17 protein-coding genes are annotated in these 21,413 nt (G+C 56.0%); 12 read left to right on the forward strand and 5 right to left on the reverse strand.

The features are described 5' to 3' along the window. Positions 1-66: 66 nt before the first annotated feature. Positions 67-1,404 (reverse strand): TolC family outer membrane protein, encoded by a 1,338-nt coding sequence (locus tag FOY96_RS10975; protein WP_087822538.1) that lies wholly within the window; start codon positions 1,402-1,404, stop codon positions 67-69. Positions 1,405-2,142: 738 nt separating this feature from the next. Between FOY96_RS10975 and FOY96_RS10980 the strand changes: the two genes are divergently transcribed. Together FOY96_RS10980 and FOY96_RS10985 are read left to right on the forward strand one after the other, a co-directional pair. Next, positions 2,143-2,886 (forward strand): DeoR/GlpR family DNA-binding transcription regulator, encoded by a 744-nt coding sequence (locus tag FOY96_RS10980; protein ID WP_047061832.1) that lies wholly within the window; start codon positions 2,143-2,145, stop codon positions 2,884-2,886. Positions 2,887-2,899: 13 nt separating this feature from the next. Continuing rightward, complete coding sequence (locus FOY96_RS10985; RefSeq protein ID WP_143347041.1) at positions 2,900-3,967, forward strand: oxidoreductase; 1,068 nt, start codon at positions 2,900-2,902, stop codon at positions 3,965-3,967. 110 nt (positions 3,968-4,077) lie between these two features. On the opposite strand, the gene cybB is transcribed toward FOY96_RS10985, so the two are convergent. Further along, positions 4,078-4,608 carry a cytochrome b561 gene (gene cybB, locus FOY96_RS10990; protein ID WP_048976093.1) on the reverse strand — a complete coding sequence of 177 codons (531 nt, stop codon included), beginning with the start codon at positions 4,606-4,608 and terminating at the stop codon, positions 4,078-4,080. 190 nt (positions 4,609-4,798) lie between these two features. Between cybB and gap the strand changes: the two genes are divergently transcribed. Beyond that, positions 4,799-5,800 (forward strand): type I glyceraldehyde-3-phosphate dehydrogenase, encoded by a 1,002-nt coding sequence (gene gap / locus FOY96_RS10995; RefSeq protein ID WP_029740556.1) that lies wholly within the window; start codon positions 4,799-4,801, stop codon positions 5,798-5,800. A 274-nt stretch (positions 5,801-6,074) separates the two neighbouring features. Here the strand turns inward: gap and FOY96_RS11000 are convergent, their stop codons facing one another. Continuing rightward, on the reverse strand, positions 6,075-6,875 hold the full coding sequence (locus FOY96_RS11000; RefSeq protein ID WP_143347042.1) for a YdcF family protein: 801 nt from the start codon (positions 6,873-6,875) through the stop codon (positions 6,075-6,077). A 203-nt stretch (positions 6,876-7,078) separates the two neighbouring features. Between FOY96_RS11000 and FOY96_RS11005 the strand changes: the two genes are divergently transcribed. From FOY96_RS11005 to FOY96_RS11020, 4 genes are all read left to right on the forward strand, one after another. Beyond that, positions 7,079-8,731 carry an MFS transporter gene (locus FOY96_RS11005; RefSeq protein ID WP_047061824.1) on the forward strand — a complete coding sequence of 551 codons (1,653 nt, stop codon included), beginning with the start codon at positions 7,079-7,081 and terminating at the stop codon, positions 8,729-8,731. 22 nt (positions 8,732-8,753) lie between these two features. Continuing rightward, positions 8,754-9,836 (forward strand): HlyD family secretion protein, encoded by a 1,083-nt coding sequence (locus FOY96_RS11010; protein ID WP_033145473.1) that lies wholly within the window; start codon positions 8,754-8,756, stop codon positions 9,834-9,836. After that, a complete protein-coding gene (locus tag FOY96_RS11015) occupies positions 9,833-11,212 on the forward strand; it encodes an efflux transporter outer membrane subunit (RefSeq protein WP_087822532.1) in 1,380 nt (459 codons plus the stop codon). Before FOY96_RS11010 ends, FOY96_RS11015 begins: the two co-directional genes overlap by 4 nt. 75 nt (positions 11,213-11,287) lie before the next feature. Continuing rightward, a complete protein-coding gene (locus tag FOY96_RS11020) occupies positions 11,288-11,947 on the forward strand; it encodes an O-methyltransferase (protein ID WP_094935252.1) in 660 nt (219 codons plus the stop codon). A gap of 70 nt (positions 11,948-12,017) precedes the next feature. Here FOY96_RS11020 and hrpA read toward each other — a convergent pair whose 3' ends face one another. Beyond that, the gene (gene hrpA / locus FOY96_RS11025) at positions 12,018-15,920 is read right to left on the reverse strand and encodes an ATP-dependent RNA helicase HrpA (protein WP_143347043.1); all 3,903 of its coding nucleotides are present in this window, start codon (positions 15,918-15,920) and stop codon (positions 12,018-12,020) included. Between the two features lie 205 nt (positions 15,921-16,125). On the opposite strand from hrpA, the gene azoR reads away from it, so the two are divergent. Further along, positions 16,126-16,731, forward strand: a complete 606-nt coding sequence (gene azoR / locus FOY96_RS11030; protein ID WP_008502313.1) for an FMN-dependent NADH-azoreductase — start codon at positions 16,126-16,128, stop codon at positions 16,729-16,731. A gap of 89 nt (positions 16,732-16,820) precedes the next feature. Continuing rightward, positions 16,821-17,507, forward strand: coding sequence for an RluA family pseudouridine synthase (locus FOY96_RS11035; RefSeq protein WP_126793952.1), 687 nt, complete (start codon positions 16,821-16,823; stop codon positions 17,505-17,507). A gap of 7 nt (positions 17,508-17,514) precedes the next feature. Here FOY96_RS11035 and FOY96_RS11040 read toward each other — a convergent pair whose 3' ends face one another. Then, positions 17,515-18,054 carry a DUF2058 domain-containing protein gene (locus FOY96_RS11040; RefSeq protein ID WP_143347044.1) on the reverse strand — a complete coding sequence of 180 codons (540 nt, stop codon included), beginning with the start codon at positions 18,052-18,054 and terminating at the stop codon, positions 17,515-17,517. Between the two features lie 310 nt (positions 18,055-18,364). On the opposite strand from FOY96_RS11040, the gene FOY96_RS11045 reads away from it, so the two are divergent. The 3 genes from FOY96_RS11045 to FOY96_RS11055 all read left to right on the forward strand — a co-directional run bounded on the left by FOY96_RS11045 (position 18,365) and on the right by FOY96_RS11055 (position 21,393). Next, entirely contained in the window at positions 18,365-19,480 is a 1,116-nt protein-coding gene (locus FOY96_RS11045; RefSeq protein ID WP_143347045.1) for a DUF8093 domain-containing protein, read from the forward strand. A gap of 10 nt (positions 19,481-19,490) precedes the next feature. Continuing rightward, entirely contained in the window at positions 19,491-20,174 is a 684-nt protein-coding gene (locus tag FOY96_RS11050) for a YrhA family protein (protein ID WP_143347046.1), read from the forward strand. 244 nt (positions 20,175-20,418) lie between these two features. Next, positions 20,419-21,393, forward strand: a complete 975-nt coding sequence (locus tag FOY96_RS11055; protein ID WP_143347047.1) for a DUF1852 domain-containing protein — start codon at positions 20,419-20,421, stop codon at positions 21,391-21,393. Positions 21,394-21,413 lie beyond the last annotated feature (20 nt).

Raw genomic sequence — 21,413 nt, forward strand, 5'->3', positions numbered from 1 at the left:
AGCTATCCCTGGGAAAAAACACCCATTATTTTCAGTCTTACTTTGCGCAACACTGCGCGTCTTTTATTAACTCAAGTCGGGTAATTTTGCGGCAGCGTTTTTCTCTATTCCAATAAGCGGCATTAAATTATCAACCGCGGAAGCATAATTAATTGCCGAACTCCAGCCGTCATACTCGGCGATTATTTTCGCTGAGGTGGCCTGCCAGACATCCTGCTCAACGCTGAGCAGATCGTTAATGCTCCGCTTGCTCAGGGTGTATTCATTTTTATAAACATCGCGGGCCCGCAGCGCATTTTCCAGCTGCTGCTTCCCCGCCTCCATTCGTCCCCGCGCGCCGGTCCAGTCAGCCTGCGCGACGGAGGCCTTTTGCAGGACATCGAAACGCGCCTGATCGACCTGAGAGGAGGCCATGGCCCGTGCGCCTTCCGCCTGTCGAACGCGCGCGGAAACCGCGCCCCCCTGATACAGCGGCGCGTCGATATTGAGCTGTATCTGGTCGTCCCAGTAGGAACGGTTGTCCGATTCATAACGGGTGCGCCCCCCCTTCAGGCTTAGCGTAGGCCAGTGCTGGGACTTCGCCGTTTCCACGCCATACTGAGCCGAGCGTTCCATGTTCTGCGCGGCCATCACCGCCGGTATCAGGGAATAATCGATGCGGTTGAGCGAGTCCGGCTCCACGGCAAGATTCGCGGGCACCGGCGAATAGGCCTCTGCCTGCATGCCGGTTAATACCGCAAGCCTGGCGCGCGCGCTGTTTAAGGCGGCGCGATACTGCGCGACCGTCGCCTGCATGCCGGCAATGCGCGTGCGGGTCTGAAGCTCATCGGAGGTCGAACTCACGCCCGCGTCTGCGCGAAGCTTTGCCAGCTGCTCGACGTTCTTGAGCGCCTGCACGTTATCTATTGCCGCCTGCAGCAGATCGGAATAGCGTTTGACCTCGACGTAGCTCAGCGCCGTTTTTTCCGCCACGTCCGAAAGCGTGCCCATCAGCTGATAGCGGTAGCTATCGCGCTGGGCGGAGGACTGGCTGATGCTGTTATTGGTCTTGCCAAAATCGTACAGCAGCTGCGTCAGGCTCAGCCCCCAGGCGGCTGAATTCTTCAGCGACCCGCTGGAATCGGTGGTCTGGCTGTGCCCCGTACTTCCGTTCAACGATATTTGCGGCATCCAGCCGCTGCGCGCTTCATCTATTTGTGCCTGGCCAATACCTAATTGCGCGGCCTGCTGGCTAATTGACGGATCGCGATCGATCGCAAAAAGAATACTTTCTTTTAAGGTTGTGGTTGCCACCGGGGCAATACCCACCTGATTACTATTGGCGAAAGCCGTATTTATGGCTAATGAAATGAATGCCAGTGCTGCTGTAAATCGGCGTAACATAGGCTTTCGTAATATCGTCATGTTATCTCCCTGACTCTGAGTGATACTCAAGCAAATACCCAAAAAGAGGTACAGATAATTAGACAAATATCTTATTTAGCTACCTTGCTGAATTTCAGGTAATACTCCCCATACCCATTTCCATCGGAGATGAGATCTGCCCGCATCTTATTTCAATTAAGAATTTACTTATTTCTTAAACTGGTTAGCAGCATAACAAAATGTGTTATAGCCCACTACAGCCACAATGTTAATGTGGTGTTACAAGCAAGAAAAAATATGGGGTTTCTGGACAAAACTCTAAAAGTATCCTTTCAGATGAAACATATAAACTCTCTGTTATCTAAGGAAAATTCTTAATTCACTCCGTGCACATTTTTGCGTTAATTTCAGCGCGAGTCAGACACAAAGATTTTCAAAGAAGTGTCAGTTTACGTAGCCAAAGGGATATATTTAAAATTAAAAACTTTTAAAAAACTAATTAAAGCAATTAAACCCTGCATAATTTCTATTAAACAGCATTTAACACCACACAATGGCGTTACGCTGGTTACATAACCCAAATAGTTAAATAAAACATAACAATAACATCGTGATTAACATTCAAAACGGCTTCCTTATAGCCCCTTAATAAAATTTTAATAATCACCCATGTGAATCATCACGCCGCTGCACATCGTCCTGAGGACATTCCCCTTCTCTCTGCGTCAAAATGCTGTATTATGCAAACTATTGCGACATTTTGCAGGAATGTACCCCATGCACAAAACCGCTCGTCAACGCTACGTCCTGGATATCCTCAGCGAGCAAGGCCAGGCCAGCATCACCGACCTGGCTGAAAAGCTGCAGGTTTCGGCGGATACCATCCGTCGGGATCTGACCGACCTGGAAAACCAGGGCCTTGCGCAGAAGAACCACGGCGGCGCCATCGCGCTCAACCTCTCCGCCATGAACCGTCAGGGCCGCAATACGCTGCTGCCGGAGACCAAACAGCGCCTGGGTAAACAGGTCGCACAGCAGGTTCCACCAGGCTCCACCCTGTTTCTGGATGCCGGAAGCACGGTGATGGCCGTCGCCACCTTTCTTCAGGGTCCGCTCACCGTCATTACCCCCTCACTGGATATCGCCCAGCATTTTAGCGACCGGGAAGACGTTGAGCTGATCCTGCTCGGCGGGAAATGGGACCACAAGCAGCGACTGTTTGCCGGCAGCGCCACGCTGTCTTTGCTGTCCCGTTATCGGGCAGATATCGCCATTCTTGGGGCGTGCGCCATTCATGCCGAACTCGGTTTGAGCGCCGGTAAAGAAGCGGATGCCGAGGTGAAACGCGCGATGCTGGACGCAAGCCATGCGCACTGGATTGTCGCCGACCATCTGAAAATTAACCGCTGCGAACCGTATCTGGTTTCCGGGTTATCCAGCATTCAACAACTCTTTTTAGATCGTCCCTGGCCTGAGCTTGGGGACCATAGCGCACTGCAGGTTACGGTGTGCGCGAATTAACGTGGAGAAGGTCATGAATAAAGTTCAAACAATCAACATTGCGCTGATCGGGTATGGATTTGTCGGTAAAACCTTCCATGCCCCGCTGATCCAGTCGGTGGACGGGATTAAGCTGGCCGTGGTCTCTTCTCGTGATGAAGAGAAGGTTAAACGCGATCTGCCGGATGTACAGGTAGTAGCGACACCGGAAGAGGCCATTCAGCATCCTGATATCGATCTGGTGGTGATTGCCTCCCCCAACGCCACGCACGCCCCGCTGGCGACGCTGGCCCTGAACTCGGGTAAACACGTGGTCGTCGATAAGCCTTTTACCCTCGACATGCAGGAAGCCCGCGACCTGATTGCGCTGGCGGATGAAAAGCAGCTGCTGCTCTCCGTCTTCCACAACCGCCGCTGGGACAGCGATTTCCTCGGCATTAAGCAGATTATTGAACAAGGCACGCTCGGCAAGGTTAAACACCTGGAATCGCACATCGACCGCTTCCGCCCGGAAGTGCGCGTGCGCTGGCGCGAGCAGAACGTCCCCGGGAGCGGTTTGTGGTTTGATCTGGGCCCTCACCTGATTGACCAGACGCTACAGCTCTTTGGACTGCCGGAGTCGGTTCAGGGGAATATCGCGACGCTGCGCGACGGCGCAGAAATTAACGACTGGGCGCACGTGGTCTTAAACTACCCGGAGCATAAGGTCATTCTGCACGCCAGCATGCTGGTTGCTGGCGGTACGGCGCGCTTTAGCGTCCACGGGGACAAGGGCAGCGTGGTGAAAGCCAGAATCGACCAGCAGGAAGCGCAGCTGCTCGCAGGGGTGATCCCCGGCAGTGAAACCTGGGGCGAAGACGACGACAGCATGGTGTTCTTTGGGGCCGACGTCGCACCGCAGACGATCCCAACCCCGAAAGGCGATCAGCGCCAGTATTACGTCAACGTACGTGATGCGCTGCTCGGGAAAATCACCAATCCTGTCCACCCTGTTGAGGCACTGGCGGTCATGGCCGTGCTGGAAGCGGCGGTGAAGTCGTCGGAGACGGGGTCAACGCAAGCGCTGGCGTTAACTGCCGAAGAGCGTGCGCTGCTGGGTTAAAAAACAAGCCGGGTGGCGCTGCGCTTACCCGGCCTACGATTCAGAGCCGTTTGTAGGCCCGTGCAAGCGAAGCGCCGCCGGGCAAGAAAGGTGGCGACAATGTTTCAGCACTACTGACGCTTTTTCGGCATCATGCGCAGAAGAGTATTATCTTTCCAGAAATAGTGATGCATCAGCGCCGCCGCCGCGTGCAGGCCAATCACAAAGTAGCCCAGGTTCGCCAGCGTCTCGTGCCACTCTTTCAACATATCAACCAGGTCGAAATTGGACTCCGCCGCATGCGGCATCGCCAGGCCGAAAGCAAACCAGTCGCTGCCCCGGTTGTACATCATCACAATGCCAATCAGCGGCAGCGCAATAAACAGCAGATACACCACCAGGTGCCCCAGATGGGACATCCCCGTCACCATCGCTTTTGGCTTTGGCTGAATCGGCGGCGCGCGGAATTTCAGGCGAACCAGCAGACGCGTCACCATCAGCACCAGGATACTGATACCGCACGAGACGTGGATCATATTGATCGCTGGACGCGCGGTGCGCGGGAAGAAACCTTTGAACTCCATGGCGCAGTAGGCGACGATGATTAACAGAAACACCAGCCAGTGGATGCCGATTTGCAGGCTTGTATATTTATTGCGCATGTGATTTCCCGATTAAAAAACAGTTATCGCGCCAACATAATCTCCTTTCCTTAAAAATTCATTAACTTTTCTGTATGGTTTTTCAAATACTTCCTCCCGCATGAAGCATCTTCAATTGCCGCCCTGCCCGTGATGGTCTAAGCCTGGATGAGTTCAAACTGTCGCATCGACACGTTTACAGGAGAACACCATGAGTAAAATTGGCATTAACGGCTTTGGACGCATTGGGCGCCTTGTACTGCGTCGCCTTCTTGAAACCCAGGACAGCAATACCGTCGTCGCCATCAACGACCTCACCTCACCGAAAGTGCTGGCCTACCTGCTCAGGCATGATTCCAACTACGGTGGCTTCCCGTGGAGCGTCGATTTCACCGAGGATGCGCTGATTGTCGACGGTAAAACCATTGCGGTGTACGCCGAAAAAGAGGCGAAGCACATTCCGTGGAAAGCCGCAGGCGTGGATATCGTCGTGGAGTGCACCGGCTTTTATACCTCTGAAGAGAAATCACGGGCGCACCTGGACGCCGGCGCGAAGAAAGTGCTGATCTCTGCGCCTGCGGGCGAGATGAAAACCATCGTCTACAGCGTGAATGACGACACCATTGACGCCAGTGACACCATTATTTCCGTCGCATCCTGCACCACCAACTGCCTCGCCCCGCTGGCGAAAGCCCTGAACGATGCGTTTGAAATAAAAGTGGGCACCATGACCACCATTCATGCCTATACCGGTACGCAGGCGCTGGTGGATGGCCCGCGCGGGAAAGACCTTCGCGCCTCGCGGGCGGCGGCAGAGAATATCATTCCCCACACTACCGGTGCGGCAAAGGCCATCGGTCTGGTGATCCCTGCGCTCAGCGGCAAGCTGAAGGGCCACGCGCAGCGCGTGCCGGTAAAGACGGGTTCAGTCACCGAGCTGGTGGCGATTCTGGGCAAGAAAGTGACCGTTGAGGAGATCAACGCCGCGCTGAAAAAGGCGACGCAGGGCAATAAATCGTTCGGGTATACCGACGAAGAGATTGTGTCGTCCGATGTGATTGGCTCGCATTATGGTTCGGTGTTTGACGCCACGCAGACGGAGGTGTCAGAAGCGGGAGAGCTGCAGCTGGTGAAAGCGGTAGCCTGGTATGACAACGAGTACGGTTTCGTGACGCAGCTGGTGCGGACGCTGGATAAGTTTGCGGCGCTGTGATTCTATGCCTTTATTCAGGGCTAATATGAGCAGTGAAGCATCCCCTCTCCCTGTGGGAGAGGGTTAGGGTGAGGGGAACATACGGGTGTGGTGGTCATTCCGTTCACTTTATGTTCCTTGCTACTCTTTAACGACATAACCGGTGAACGTGCCAGGGTGGCTCAATCGCCGCCACCCTGGCAACCCGGGCTCCCGGCGATATACAGCCGGACCAGGACATTGCTGTAAGCCAAAGGTTATTCTGAAGCGGTTGTTATCGCTTCTGATTACACCCTTAAATCGAGCGCCTGGACAACGCATCCGCGAGAACCGGGTCCTGCTGTAACTGTTCCCATGCGGCAATCACAGCATCCGGGAATTCAACGTGCGCGATAAAATCCCGCCCGGCCGGACCATAGCCGTTAACGTCATCATACAAACGCGGCAGTTCCCCCAGAACCAGTGAAAGGTAGCGGTCAACGGGCCACAGTCCGCTATTGCCCGCGCTAAACTCCACGCCCTCTTCGCCATTGTGCAGCGTTGGCGTAAACCCGGGATGGCTTATCCACTGCGGTGACACGGGCTCATCCCGACACACGCGGGCAAACGTCGCCATCGTACGGCGCTGCATCGTCGGGTCCTGTACCACCAGCACCCGCCCGGTTGCTCGCTCATGCTGTTTTAGCATATTCCAGCTAAAACGCGCGTTCTCACCGCAGTTGGTGGAGCGATCTTCAATCCACAGGCGCGCATCGGGGATCTGCCAGAACTCCCGCGCAATGTCGGCAAGAATGCTCGCTTCCGCCCGCCCTTCGACGGGCAAGGTGTGATAACGCGGATGACTGCCGATAGCTGAATATAAAAACGCGGTTGAATGACCAATACCGCCGCTAATCAGGAGCGGGATGTCTCTCTGCGCGGCAATACGGCAGGCCGCCTCAATGGTCGGGATCACCGCGTTTCCTGCCAGGATCACCGCATCGATGTCCGGGGGCTGGCGGCTGTCGCTCAGGTCGTCCTGCGCCAGCCATTCACCGACAGTATTGATGGCCGCCAGCGTGGCATCCGGCAGGATGGGAAAATGGGGCTGTTCCATGATGAACTCCTTCTCTCTATCCCTTCAGGGTAGCGACTTCAGGTTCTCAACACAACGGCGACATCGGGCCGCTCTTTTTCCTTAAACTTCCCTTCTACATTTGATTAACATGCGTAAATCATATTCACTTGAATTATCATTTGCGGCAGACGTAGAATCGCTAGCCCGCTAATTATTCAACTATTTCTAAGGTAAACGACGTTATGCGCCTGCCCGAACGCGACCCTTATGCTCCTCGCGAGTGGCAGCCACATGAGAAACCCGCCCTGCTGGGTTCGCCTTCCACACCCGAGCACAGTACGCCAAAACGCATTGCCTACGGCGTCGTTGGCCTGCTGGTGTGCCTGACGGGGGCGCTGGGAAATGCGGTGGTGACCGCCAACCTGCAAAACCTGCAGGGGACCTTCGGGGCCTGGTCGACCGAAATCGCCTGGCTTCCCGCGGTCTACGTCATGACCAACATCTCCATCAACCTGCTGCTGGTCAAGTTCCGCCAGCAGTACGGTCTGCGCGCCTTCACGGAAGGTTTTCTGGTGCTGTACGTGCTGGTGACCTTTTTCCACCTGTTCGTTAACGATCTCAGCTCGGCGCTGATGGTGCGCGCCGCGCACGGGATGGTGGCCGCCGCGCTCAGCTCGCTGGGGATTTACTACCAGATCCAGGCCTGGCCTGCGAAGCACCGCCTGAAGGCGCTCACCATCGGGATTACCGGGTCATCACTCGCTATTCCTCTGGCCCGCCTGTTTTCCACCGAACTGCTGCAGCTGGACGAATGGCGCGGGCTCTATTTCTTCGAGCTCGGGCTGGCGCTGATCTCCCTGGCCTGCGTGATAGCCTTAAAACTGCCGCCGGGCGATCGGCGAAAGGTCTTTGAGAAGAAAGACTTCATCACCTTCTTTTTAATGGCCCCCGGAATGGCCCTGCTCTGCGCCGTGCTCTCGTTGGGCCGCCTTGACTGGTGGTTCGAGGCGCCGTGGATCGGCTGGTCGCTGGCGCTGTCGCTTGTATTAATTGTGGCCGCCATCGTCTTTGAACATAACCGCGCCAACCCGCTGCTGAACACCCGCTGGCTGTCGAGCGGCAGCATCGTCCGTCTGGGGCTCATCATGCTGCTGATCCGTATCGTGCTGGCAGAGCAAAACACCGGGGTCATCGGCTGGCTGCAGTACGTGGGGTTACAGAACGAGCAGATGACCCACCTGGCGTGGTCCATTTTCGCCGGGATCGTCTGCGGGATTGTCACCAGCTGCCTCACGATTAAGCCGACCAAACTGGCGTGGCCGATTATCACCTCCCTGGCGCTGATGATTGTTGCCTCGCTGCTGGACAGCCAGTCCAACAACCTGACCCGGCCGGATCAGCTGATGCTAAGCCAGTTTCTGCTGGGCTTCGGCAGCGCCTTCTTCCTGGCGCCCGCCATGCTGGCTGCCATTGGCGGGGTGATCGCCGACCCGCGCAACCTGGTCAGCTTCTCGGTGATGTTCGGCATGAGTCAGAACCTCGGCGGCCTGCTGGGTTCCGCGATCCTCGGAACCTTCCAGACCTGGCGCGAGAAGTACCACTCCAGCCTGCTGGCGGACCAGCTCACCACGCTCAATCCGCTGGTCAACGAGCGTATCCAGATTTACACCCAGATGTACCGGAGCCTGATTGGCGACAGTTCGCTGCTGGGAACGCAGGCGATCACGCAGCTGCAAACGGTGACGACGCTTGAGGCGAATATTCTGGCTTACAACGATACTTATCTGCTGACGGCGGGCATCGCTGCCGCCACGCTGGTCTGGATTTTATGGCGCTTGCTGCGCCTGCGCATCACTGCCCGTATGGCGCTTAAGAACGCCACCGGCAACAAATAATTGAAATATTTCTGGAGAGTTTATGAGTCAGCAGGATGCCGCTAAAGAGCAGGCCAACACCCGCAAAAATGTGCGCATTGTTTCCGTTTTCACAGCCGCTGCCATCGGTATTGTCGGCGTGCTGGTGATCCTTTACGCGTGGCAGCTTCCGCCGTTCACCCGCCACGCGCAGTTTACCGACAACGCCTACGTGCGCGGTCAGACGACGTTCATCAGCCCCCAGGTGAATGGCTATATCACCGAGGTGAAGGTTCAGGACTTTGTGCAGGTTAAAAAAGGCGACCTGCTGCTGCAGATTGATGACCGTATCTATCGTCAGCGCGTGCATCAGGCCGAGGCACAGCTGGCGATGAAAATTGCCGCGCTTAATAACAACCTGCAGCAGCGTAAAAGCGCCGAAGCGACGATCGCCAAAAACGACGCGGCGCTGAAAAATGCCCGCGCCCAGAGCCTGAAAACCCAGGCGGATTTAAAGCGCGTGAAGGATTTGACGGCGGACGGCTCGCTTTCCATTCGCGAGCGCGACGCGGCGCTGGCCAGCGCGGCCCAGGGCAGCGCCGACATCGAGCAGGCTAAAGCCTTGCTTGAGATGTCGCGTCAGGATCTGCAGACGGTAATTGTGAACCGCGGCGCGCTGGAGGCGGATGTCGAAAACGCCAAAGCGGCGCTGGAGCTGGCGCAGATAGACCTGCAAAACACCCGCATCATCGCCCCGCGCGACGGCCAGCTCGGCCAGATTGCCGTGCGTCTCGGGGCGTACGTGACCGCCGGGACCCACCTCACCACGCTGGTTCCGCCGCAGCACTGGGTGATCGCCAATATCAAAGAGACGCAGCTCGCGGAGCTGCGCGTCGGCCAGCCGGTAAAATTCACCGTCGATGCGCTGAACGACAAAGCCTATCAGGGCCGCGTGGAGAGCATCTCGCCGGCAACCGGGGTTGAATTCAGCGCCATCACGCCTGACAACGCCACCGGCAACTTTGTCAAAATCGCCCAGCGTATTCCGGTGCGCATCGAGGTGCTCGGCAAGCCTGAGGAGACCGCCCTGCTGCGTCCGGGCATGTCGGTGCAGGTGACCATTGATACGCGGGAGGGCAAACAATGACCCTTCGCCCGATAGCCGGTCTGGTGCTGGCGGTGACGCTGGCCGGATGCCAGTCCGTCGACGTAAAACCTGCGCAGCCGACGCTGCAAATCCCCGCCCAGTGGCGTGCTGACGCCGGTCCTGCCAGCCCGGCGGAGCAGCTCTGGTGGCGCAATTTTCATGACAACAACCTCAACCGCTACGTGGATCGGGCGCTAAAGAACAACAGCGACGTGCTGATCGCCCGCGAACGGATTAACGAGTATCAGGCGCGGGTCTTTGCGGCCGACGGCAGCCTGTTTCCGTCACTTGACGCGGGCGTAACGGGGACCCGCGCCCGTTCGCAATCCGCCGCGACCGGGCTGCCGGTCTACGGCACGCTGTACAGAGGTAGCCTGACGGCGAGCTACGACGTGGATATCTGGGGCGTCAACCGCAGCACGGCCAGTGCCGCCGAAGCCTCGCTGGCGGCGCAAAAAGCCGCCGCTGCCGCCGCGGATTTGACCGTCGCGTCTTCCGTTGCATCCGGGTACGTCACCCTGCTCTCGCTTGACGAACAGCTGCGGGTGACCGAATCCACGCTGAAATCGCGCGAAGAGGCATTTAACCTCGCGAAACGTCAGTTTGAGACGGGCTACAGCTCGCGTCTGGAGCTGATGCAGTCGGATTCCGAACTCCGCTCGACGCGAGCGCAGGTTCCCGTGCTGCAGCATCAGATTGCACAGCAGGAGAACGCCCTGAGCCTGCTGCTGGGAAGTAATCCCGGCGCGGTAGCGCGCAGCGAAAGCTTTGAGGCGCTAACGCCGCTGACGCTGCCGTCACAGCTGCCTTCCACCCTCCTGAACCGTCGACCGGATATCGTTCAGGCCGAACGCCAGCTGGTTGCGGCAGACGCCTCGCTTGCCGCGTCGCGCGCGAGCCTGCTGCCGTCGATCAACCTGACCGCGACCGGATCGATACAGGATCGCACCCTGTCCGGCCTGCTGGACAACCCGCTTCAGCTCTGGAGCGTCGGGGGCAGTATTCTCGCCCCGCTGCTGAACCGCCAGGCGCTGAATGCGCAGGTGGATATTTCCCAGTCCCAGCGTAACCAGGCGCTGTACGCCTATGAAAAAACCGTGCGTAACGCGTTTGCCGAAGTGAATAACAGCCTTGATGCTATTACGCGCTATCAGGAACAGCTGACCGAGCTGCTTGCCCAGCAGGAGGTGGCGCAGGAGACGCTGCGCATTGCGCAGAACCGCAATCGCAACGGCTACTCTTCCTATCTGGACGTGCTGGACGCGCAGCGCACGCTGTACTCGGTTCAGACCAGCGTAGTGCAGGTGAAAAATAACCTGCTGCTGGCGCAGATCGATTTGTACAGGGCGCTGGGCGGCGGCTGGAAGAGCGCGTGAACCCCCTTGCGCGCTGATGCCCTCACCCCGACCCTCTCCCACAGGGAGAGGGAGAAAAACCCAAGGAGTCAATCTATGCATCAACAATGGTCTGCAGTAGATAATTACATGATTTCTTCGCTAATCCCTGACGATGACGTGCTTCATCAGGTACTGGAAAACAATAAACGCGCCGGGCTACCCGAACACGATGTTGCGGCCAATCAGGGGCAACTGCTGGCGCTGTTCGTGCGCATGACCCAGGCAAGACGCATCCTTGAGATTGGTACGCTGGGCGCCTATAGCTCAATCTGGATGGCGCGCGCCCTGCCGCCGGACGGAAAGCTGATTACGCTCGAGGCTGACCCGACGCATGCCGATGTGGCCCGCCAGAATATTCACCTCGCGGGGCTGAACGATCGCATTGAACTGATTGAAGGCCCGGCGCTGAGCTCACTGGAGAATTTCGGTGACGTTCCGCCGTTCGACCTGATCTTTATTGATGCCGATAAGCCAAACAATCCCGGCTATCTGGAGTGGGCGCTGCACTATTCACGTCCCGGCACGATAATCATTGGCGATAACGTGGTGCGCGATGGCGAAGTGATTAACGGGCAAAGCGACGACGCGCGTGTGCTGGGGGTGCGGCGTTTTATCGAAATGATTGGGGATAACCCGCGCCTAACCGCCACCGCGCTGCAAACGGTGGGGGTTAAGGGATGGGATGGGTTTACGCTGGCAATGGTGAACGGGTGAAAATTGTGCGGCCTGATGCCCTCACCCCGACCCTCTCCCACAGGGAGAGGGAGAAAACCGGGCAAGGGTTTTAAGCGGAAATCTGCTCCATCGCCTGCAGGATACGCTTATCCGAAATCGGATACGGCGTACCGAGCTGCTGGGCAAAGAAGCTGACGCGCAGCTCCTCGATCATCCAGCGGATCGCCTGCACGTCTTCATCGTCGCGGCGCGCCGGCGGCAGCTTGTTTAACCACTGCTGCCACGCCTGCTGCACGCTCTCCACTTTCAGCATCTGCGCGCGATCGCGGTGCGGGTCGATAGCCATTTTTTCCAGACGTTTTTCAATCGCCTGCAGATAGCGCAGCGTATCGCCCAGACGCTTAAAGCCGTTGCCGGTGACGAAGCCGCGATAGACCAGCCCCGCCATCTGCGCCTTCACGTCCGACAGCCCCAGCGCCATGGTCATATCCACGCGCCCCTTCAGGCGCTTGTTGATATTGAACACGGCGGTGAGGATCTGCTCGACCTGTTTGGCTATCTCCACCACGGTGTCGTTCAGCTCTGCGCGCACCTTTTCATGAAGCTGAGCAAAGCCCTCTTCCGTCCAGACCGGACCGCCCGCCTCGTGGATCAGCTTGTCCACGCCGCAGGAGATGCAGTCGTCAATCAGATCCAGCACCTTGCCGTACGGGTTAAAGTACAGCCCGAGCTTGGCTTTGTTCGGCAGCTTCTCGTGCAGATACTTGATCGGCGACGGGATGTTGAGCAGCAGCAGGCGACGCAGCCCGCGCCACATCATCTGCTGCTGTTCCTGCGGATTATCAAACAGCTTGATCGCCACGCTGTCGCGCTCGTCCACCAGCGCAGGCCAGGCTTTGACCTTATAGTTACCGCGCTTCTGCTCGTAGCTTTCCGGAAGCTGACCGAAGCTCCAGATATGCAGCCCGCTCTGCTCGATACCGTCGTCCGCCACCGCAGACAGCGTTTCCTGAACTTTGCCTTTCAGCGCCTCTTTCAGCTCGCTCAGCGAACGCCCTTCCAGCAGCTTTTTGTTTTTATCATCCACCACGCGGAAGCTGATTTTCAGGTGATCGGGCACCTGATCCCAGTTCCAGTCTTCGCGGTCGATGGTGGTGCCGGTCATGCGTCGGAACTCACGCTCCAGCGCGTCCAGCAGCGGCAGCTCCAGCGGCGTGACGCGGCCTAAAAACGCTTCCGCATAGTTTGGCGCAGGCACAAAGTTACGGCGCACCGGTTTCGGCAGGGATTTGATCAGCGCAATCACCAGCTCGCGGCGCAGGCCGGGGATTTGCCACTCAAACCCGCCCTCATCGACCTGGTTTAACAGCGGCAGCGGAATATGAACTGTCACGCCGTCCGCGTCGGCACCCGGTTCAAACTGATACGTCAGACGCAGCTTGAGGTTGCCCTGATGCCAGAAGTTCGGGTAGTCGAGCTTGCTGACCGACTCCGCCCCCTCTTTGATCAGCATGCTCTTTTCGAAGTTGAGCAGGTCCGGCGTCTCTTTGCTGGCCTTCTTCCACCAGCTGTCGAAGTGGCGGGCGGAGATAACATCGTGGCTGATGCGCTGGTCGTAAAACTCAAACAGCGCCTCGTCGTCCACCAGAATGTCGCGACGGCGGGACTTGTGCTCAAGCTCCTCCACTTCGGCGCGCAGCTTCAGGTTTTCGCGGAAGAAGGCGTGGCGCGTCTGCCAGTCACCCTCCACCAGCGCGTGACGGATAAACAGCTCGCGGCTGAGCGCCGGGTCAATCTGGCTGTAGTTGACCTTACGCGCGGCGACCACCGGCAGGCCGTAAACGGTCACCTTCTCGGTCGCCATCACCGCGCCCTGCGCGCGCTCCCAGTGCGGTTCGCTGTACGAGCGTTTCAGCAGGTGCTGCGCCACCGGCTCCACCCATTCCGGATCGATACGCGCGGCAATGCGCCCCCACAGGCGGCTGGTTTCCACCAGCTCGGCGACCATGGTCCATTTCGGCGGCTTCTTGAACAGGCCGGAACCGGGGAAGATGGAGAAACGGGCGTTGCGCGCGCCGGTATATTCCTGCTTTTCCGCGTCCTTCATCCCAATGTGGGACAGCAGGCCGGTCAGCAGCGCGATATGAATCTCGCGGTACTCCGCAGGCTCGCTGTTGACCGGAATGCCCAGCTCTTTCACCACCTGGCGCAGCTGGGTGTAGATATCCTGCCACTCGCGCACGCGCAGGTAGTTGAGGAAATCCACGCGGCACTGGCGGCGGAACTGGTTCGAAGAGAGCGCTTTCTGCTGCTCGCCGAGATAGTTCCACAGGTTCACGAAGGCGAGGAAGTCGGACTCTTTGTCGTGGAAGCGACGGTGCTTTTCGTCAGACGCCTGCTGCTTGTCCATCGGACGCTCGCGCGGATCCTGAATGGAGAGCGCCGAGGTAATGATCATCGCCTCGCGCACGCAGCCGTGCTTCTGCGCTTCCAGCACCATACGGGCCAGACGCGGATCCACCGGCAGCTGGCTGAGCTGGCGGCCGAGCGGCGTCAGCTTGTAGACCGTCGCCTGCTCGTCGGTGGTAATGGCGCCGAGCTCTTCCAGCAGACGCACGCCGTCCTGAATGTTGCGTTTATCCGGCGCTTCGACGAACGGGAACGCCGCGATGTCGCCCAGCCCCAGCGCGGTCATCTGCAGGATAACGGACGCCAGGTTGGTGCGGAGAATTTCCGGGTCGGTAAACTCCGGACGCGACAGGAAATCATCTTCCGAATAGAGACGAATACAGATCCCTTCCGACACGCGGCCGCAGCGGCCCTTACGCTGGTTCGCGGACGCCTGGGAGACCGGCTCAATCGGCAGCCGCTGAACCTTCGTGCGGTAGCTGTAGCGGCTGATGCGCGCCGTGCCCGGGTCGATAACGTATTTAATCCCCGGCACGGTCAGCGAGGTTTCCGCCACGTTGGTCGCCAGAACGATGCGTCGCCCGCCGTGCGGCTGGAACACGCGGTTCTGCTCGCTGTTTGACAGGCGCGCGTAAAGCGGCAGGATCTCCGTGTGGCGCAGGTCGCGCTTGCTGAGCGCATCGGCGGTATCGCGGATTTCGCGCTCGCCGCTCATGAAGATCAGGATGTCGCCCGCGCTTTCGTTGCCCAGCTCGTCAACGGCGTCGAAGATAGCCTGCAGCTGGTCGCGCTCGGTATCGTCCGCCTCTTCCACAATCGGGCGATAGCGCACTTCCACCGGATATGTGCGTCCTGACACCTCGATAATCGGCGCATTGTTGAAATGCTTCGAGAAGCGCTCCGGGTCGATGGTCGCGGAGGTGATGATGATTTTCAGATCCGGGCGACGCGGCAGCAGCTCTTTCAGATAGCCGAGCAGGAAGTCGATGTTCAGGCTGCGCTCGTGCGCTTCGTCAATGATGATGGTGTCGTACTGCATCAGCAGACGATCCTGCTGGATTTCCGCCAGCAGAATACCGTCGGTCATCAGCTTGACCATGGTGTTATCGCTAACGTGGTCGCTGAATCGCACCTTGTAACCGATGCAGCCGCCCGGCTCCGTCTGCAGCTCTTCGGCAATACGGTTCGCCACGGTGCGCGCCGCCAGTCGACGCGGCTGGGTGTGGCCAATCAGCCCTTTTAGCCCGCGTCCCAGCTCCATACAGATTTTCGGCAGCTGGGTGGTTTTCCCCGAGCCGGTTTCCCCCGCAACAATCACCACCTGGTGGTCGCGGACGGCCTCAAGGATGTCCTGTTTTTTCTGGCTGACGGGCAGGTTTTCCGGGTAGGTAATTGCCGGACGTGCGGCTTCGCGCAGCACAACTTTCCCTGCCGCCTGTTCAATCTCTTTCGCCATCTCCTGGTAAATGGCCTGTTGTGCATCAGGATTTTTAACCTTCTTCACGCCGTGCAGACGGCGGGCAAAGCGCTGTTTATCGCGCAGCATCAGAGAATCAAGCTGTTGCAGGAGCATCGGGAAGGTTAATTTTTGTTGTTCTGTCATAGCGTTAAAGGGCAGTACACGCCCTGATAAACTCTCTTTTTAATGATTGCTATAGAGTACCACATCGACGCCTTTCGCGCCTTATTCAAAAAATTCGAACATAGGCTTCGATATATTGCGCTATCTCTGTGGCAGGATTGTGAATAGAGTGTCAACAAGCAACGGGGCAACCCCCTTCAATCAAATGCAACAACAGGAATCACCCATGAGCAAAGTATTAGTTTTGAAATCCAGTATTCTGGCAGGGTACTCTCAGTCTGGTCAGCTGTCTGATTACTTCGTTGAACAGTGGCGTGAACAGCATTCCGCTGACGAAATCACCGTGCGTGACCTGGCTGCAAACCCAATTCCTGTGCTGGACGGTGAGCTGGTTGGCGCGCTGCGCCCAAGCGATGCACCGCTGTCTCCACGTCAGCAGGAAGCCCTGGCCCTGTCCGACGAGCTGATTGCTGAGCTGCAGGCGCACGACGTTATCGTCATCAACGCCCCAATGTACAACTTCAACATCCCTACCCAGCTGAAGAACTACTTCGACCTGGTGGCGCGCGCTGGCGTAACCTTCCGTTACACCGAGAACGGCCCTGAAGGTCTGGTGAAAGGTAAACGTGCGATCGTCCTGACCAGCCGTGGCGGTATCCATAAAGACACCCCAACCGACCTGGTTGCGCCGTACCTGAGCCTGTTCCTGGGCTTCATCGGCATCACTGACGTGAACTTCGTGTTCGCTGAAGGTATCGCTTACGGTCCGGAAGTGGCGACCAAAGCGCAGACCGATGCGAAAGCCGCCATCGACAGCCTGGTAGCAGCCTAAGACTTCACCCTCTCACCGCCTGGTGGGAGGGTTTTTCTTTTCCCCGCATTTCGTTATTATCCGCTCCCACTCTCCAGCCGGGCGGCCTGATGTCTGCGATTATTGATTCTTTTATTGCCCCACCGTGTCACGACGACATTCAGATCCTCTGGCAGGATGAACATCTGCTGCTGATCGATAAGCCTTCCGGTCTGCTCAGCCTCTCGGGCAAAAATCCGCAAAACCTTGATTCCGTCCATTATCGTCTGGTCCAGACGTTCCCCGGCTGCACGCTGGTACACCGTCTGGATTTCGGCACGTCCGGGCTGATGGTGGTTGCGCGCAATAAGGCCATCAACGCGGCGCTGTGCCAGCAGTTCAGCCAGCGCAGCGTGGAAAAGGTCTACAGCGCCCTGCTTTGCGGCCATGTGGAAAACGACGAGGGAATAATAGACGCGCCGATTGCCAAAGACCCGGCGCTGTTCCCGCTGATGTCGATTTGCGCCATCAACGGAAAACCCGCCCGCTCCCGCTATCGGGTGGTGGAACGGTTTTATCAGGGTACGGGACTGCCGTTAACGCGGGTGATACTTACGCCGGAGACCGGGCGAACCCATCAGCTGCGTATTCACTGTCAGCAGCTGGGGCACCCGATTCTGGGCTGCGATCTGTATGGCGGTCTTGAAGCGCCGGGGGCGGAGGAAACGCCCCGGCTGATGCTGCATGCGAGCGAACTGAATTTTATTCATCCCGTGAGCGGAGAGCCGGTTAACGCCCGTCACGCCGCCCCGTTCTGAATGCGGTTTACCACATCAAATCGTCAGGGATTTTGAAGTCCGCGTACGGATCGTCTTCGTCCTGCTCTTCCTGACTTAGCGCGCTGTTTAACACGATGCTGTCGGCATCGCGCTGGGCAATTTTATCGGCCACCACCGCCGGAATAATCGCGTATTCACAGTCGCCGCTAGCGTTAATGACCAGACGGGCAATCGCCAGACGGCCGTTGATCAGCTGAGCCTGGGTTTGCTTGTCGACCTCGATTTTTTTGATCAGTTTACCGTCGGTGAAGTTAAAGGTGATGTTACCTTTCGCCACGGTGATGCGGTTCATCTCAATCAGCTGCTTCACCTGTGCTTTAAACTCTTTCGCCAGCACGGCCTGCTTCTGCTGTTCGCTCAGCAGCTTGTCGCGCTCGATCTGCGCTTTCTTGTTCTCTTCTACCGCTTCCCGAGCTTCACGCGCCTGAACGCGTGATTTCTTTGCCGTGCGCTGCACTTTTGCCGCTTTTTTGCTGCTGACCAGGCCCGCTTTCAGCATCTGCTCTTGTAAGGTGAGTTTTGTCATGATTGTTTCTAAACCGGTTGGAAATTTTGGGGATTATAGCGGGAATTGCGGAGCGTGTGCCAGAGAAGTAGGCATGGCGCTTTGTCGCATGGGCCTTGTTTATTATTTATTCAGCGTTTACTAACGTTACAGCCGCAAGAGTGATTAAAAATTGTCAGGTCATTTTCTTAAAAAAAATGAGCAGTTCGTGAATATGATGTGGATTGAATAATTGCGATCGCTTCAGGCGTAGGCTGTTTTTTCTTATTAAGAGAATGAAAAAAAATATGCCCTTAAAAGGAACAATGATGCTTAACGATAAGGATTCCGCATGTTTCGACTCTACCGGTCACATGATTTAACACGGCAATTAAACCCTGAAGATTTTCAATACATTCTTACTCCAGCAGGTTCACTGAAAGAGGCGTGTAAACATTATGATCTGTCTTATGAAGCAAACGGTCATAGCCTCTCTTTTGGTCTTCCCAAAAGAAAATACAGCATATCTCCACATCAAAGACCCTATGAACGAAGGCAATGCAGCTACGCAGATCCCATTTATGATCAAGTAGAACGCGAACTTCAAATTGGCTGGCTTGTTGGAGTAGATACCTCCAGGCGCTGGAGCAGCGACCGGAACCCGTTTTATATCGACAATAACGGCGAGCTAATTTTTACCCCTACTTCCTCATCGTGGCATGCATGGTATAAGGACGAAATCATGAGCGCTTACCGGAACGTTATTGCCGATCGGCAAGGCAGGAAGCCTGCTCCCACTCAACGGATGCATTATGATTATTACGGGCCAACAACTTCACCGTCGGGGAAAACGCTGAATAGTAAAGCTGTTGGTCGACTGCTCGCCGCTGGTGGGGTGTATAACGGCAATACTAAAGGTTTTCATGAAACCGCACAGCAGCTTGGTGGGGATGCCCCCGCGGGCTACGATCAAATCATGAACAACAAAGGGTTAATGATTGCGGGTGTCTCCATTGCAGCAGGATTGACAATTGGCAGGTTGAACCCTTTAAGCGAAATAGACGAAATATCGGGTCTCAGTAAGATACCAGCACTTGAAAACCCATATGTAAAAGGTTTCACCTCTGAGAATGGTACATTAGTGAATGCTGAACACGCCGTTATCGACCCAAAAAAACTCGCGGCTTATGCTTTAGATTCAACACATCCTACAGGGGGGCACAAAGCCAGGGTGTTTGAATCAGCGCTGGGATACAACCCAACTAATGCAGATGTTTTAGCCGCAAGAATCCAGGAAGGCGTATTATCGGCCCCAGCAAAAGTGTTGCAGGCAAATAATTACGGCCAAACAATGGCTGTCGATATGTCCATTTTAGGCGTCAATGATGAAACAGCGATCGTGCGTACAGGTTGGATGTATGAAACAGACGCGTTAGCTCCTCGCCTGACAACCATATTCGTTAAATGAGAAAATACAAATGAAAAGAGCCGAATTAGACGTAGTGGTTTTAGGCGAGGATTTACCGGATGAAGGACTGGTAAAAGGGACTATTGGTACCATTGTTATGGTTTTCGACACCCCTACGCGGGGCTATCTTGTCGAGTTTTGCGATGAGGAAGGAAGAACAATCGCAATGCCTGCTTTGCTTCCTGCTCAACTAAAGAGTTATTTCACTCCAGGTATCCTTAAAACACTGCTGGTTGACAATCATTTCCCGGTAGCCAACCCAGTAGATCCTGACGTAATGACAGACTTGATGTACAAAGCCGCCCCTGCTGAATGGGATGCTCAGAAGAGAAGAGTTTACGAGGATATCCAACGCCTGATGGTTAACCGGCTGGACTACTCTGGTATGTTCGAAATCATGGATGGCCTTGAGTATAACGGTTTGATGCTGTACAGCCTGGTGGGGGCGGAGAACGGTGAACCCGTATGGTCGAATATCTACATTCGTAACTTTGAAATACGTGACAACGAAAGCTATGTTGATCCGAACCTTACTGACAAGGTACTCATTGGTGAAGATGGTATGACCGTGTTTGCCTACAACTTCACAGATGACTGTTTCGAGATCCGTGATAAAGCATCAATGGATTATGCCATTGAAACACATGCTAACCTCAGCGAATTGTTGTCCACGCTGATTGATACGTTGAGCTGAAATCCGCAACATCAATTGCTGGTTGTATTTTCAACCAGCCTATTGGATCGCATTAATAAGGAGGTATAACGAAAGCATTCCGATACCTCTTCTCTCACTGCCCTCTCCAGCCTGTGCGCAACACTGTTCATGAACTTCGCTCATGTTGCATTGAAATTAAGTCACTTCCCCTGCGCCGCGGGCTCAGGCATAAATTATGCATCGGTAACTTCTTAGCAACATGAACTTAGGATGCATAACCACAATGAGCAAAGCTTTCACATATACCCTTAAGCGCAGTTGCTTCGATGAGAATTACAACCCGTCAGAAAATACGCGTACGACCACCAACTTTGCCAACCTGGCGCGCGGGGAAAAGCGTCAGGAAAACCTGCGCAATACGCTGGTGATGATCAACAACCGCTTTAACGCCCTGGCGCGCTGGGATAACCCAAACGCCGATCGCTACGCGGTTGAGCTGGAAATCATCTCTGTCGACTTGCACATTGGCGCGGAAAAACCGTTCCCGGCCATTGAGATATTGCAAACCACGATTGTCGACAAAAAAAATAACCTGCGTATCCCTGGCATCGTCGGAAATAACTTCTCTTCTTACGTGCGGGATTATGATTTCAGCGTGCGCCTGCTGGAACACAACAAGAACCAGCAGCACTTCAGCATTCCGGAAAAGTTTGGCGAACTGCACGGCAATATTTTCCGCCACTTTGTGAGCTCGCCGGAATACAAAGAGAACTTCAGCAAGGGTCCGGTGATCTGCCTGAGCGTCTCCAGCAAAGACACCTATCGCCGCAACGGTAACCAGCATCCTGTGCTGGGCGTTGAGTATCAGCCGGATGGCGAGTCGCTAACGGAACAGTACTTCGCGAAGATGGGCCTGAAGGTTCGCTATTTCATGCCGGAAAACAGCGTGGCGCCTTTCGCGTTCTTCTTTACCGGGGATTTGCTGAGTGACTACACCGATCTGGAGCTGATTGCCACCATCAGCACGATGGAGACGTTCCAGAAAATCTATCGCCCGGAAATTTATAACGCAAACTCGGCGGCGGGACTGTGCTACCGACCGGATCTGAACCAGCAGGATCACTCCTTAACCAAAATTGTTTATGACCGGGAAGAGCGTAGCCGACTGGCGATTGAACAGGGTCGCTTTACCGAAGCGTACTTTATTAAGCCTTACCAACACATTCTTGAGCAGTGGTCTGATAACTACACGCTTTAATTCATCAAAAAAGGTCTTTT

The sequence above is a fragment of the Enterobacter asburiae genome (assembly GCF_007035645.1).
GTDB lineage: Bacteria > Pseudomonadota > Gammaproteobacteria > Enterobacterales > Enterobacteriaceae > Enterobacter > Enterobacter asburiae_B.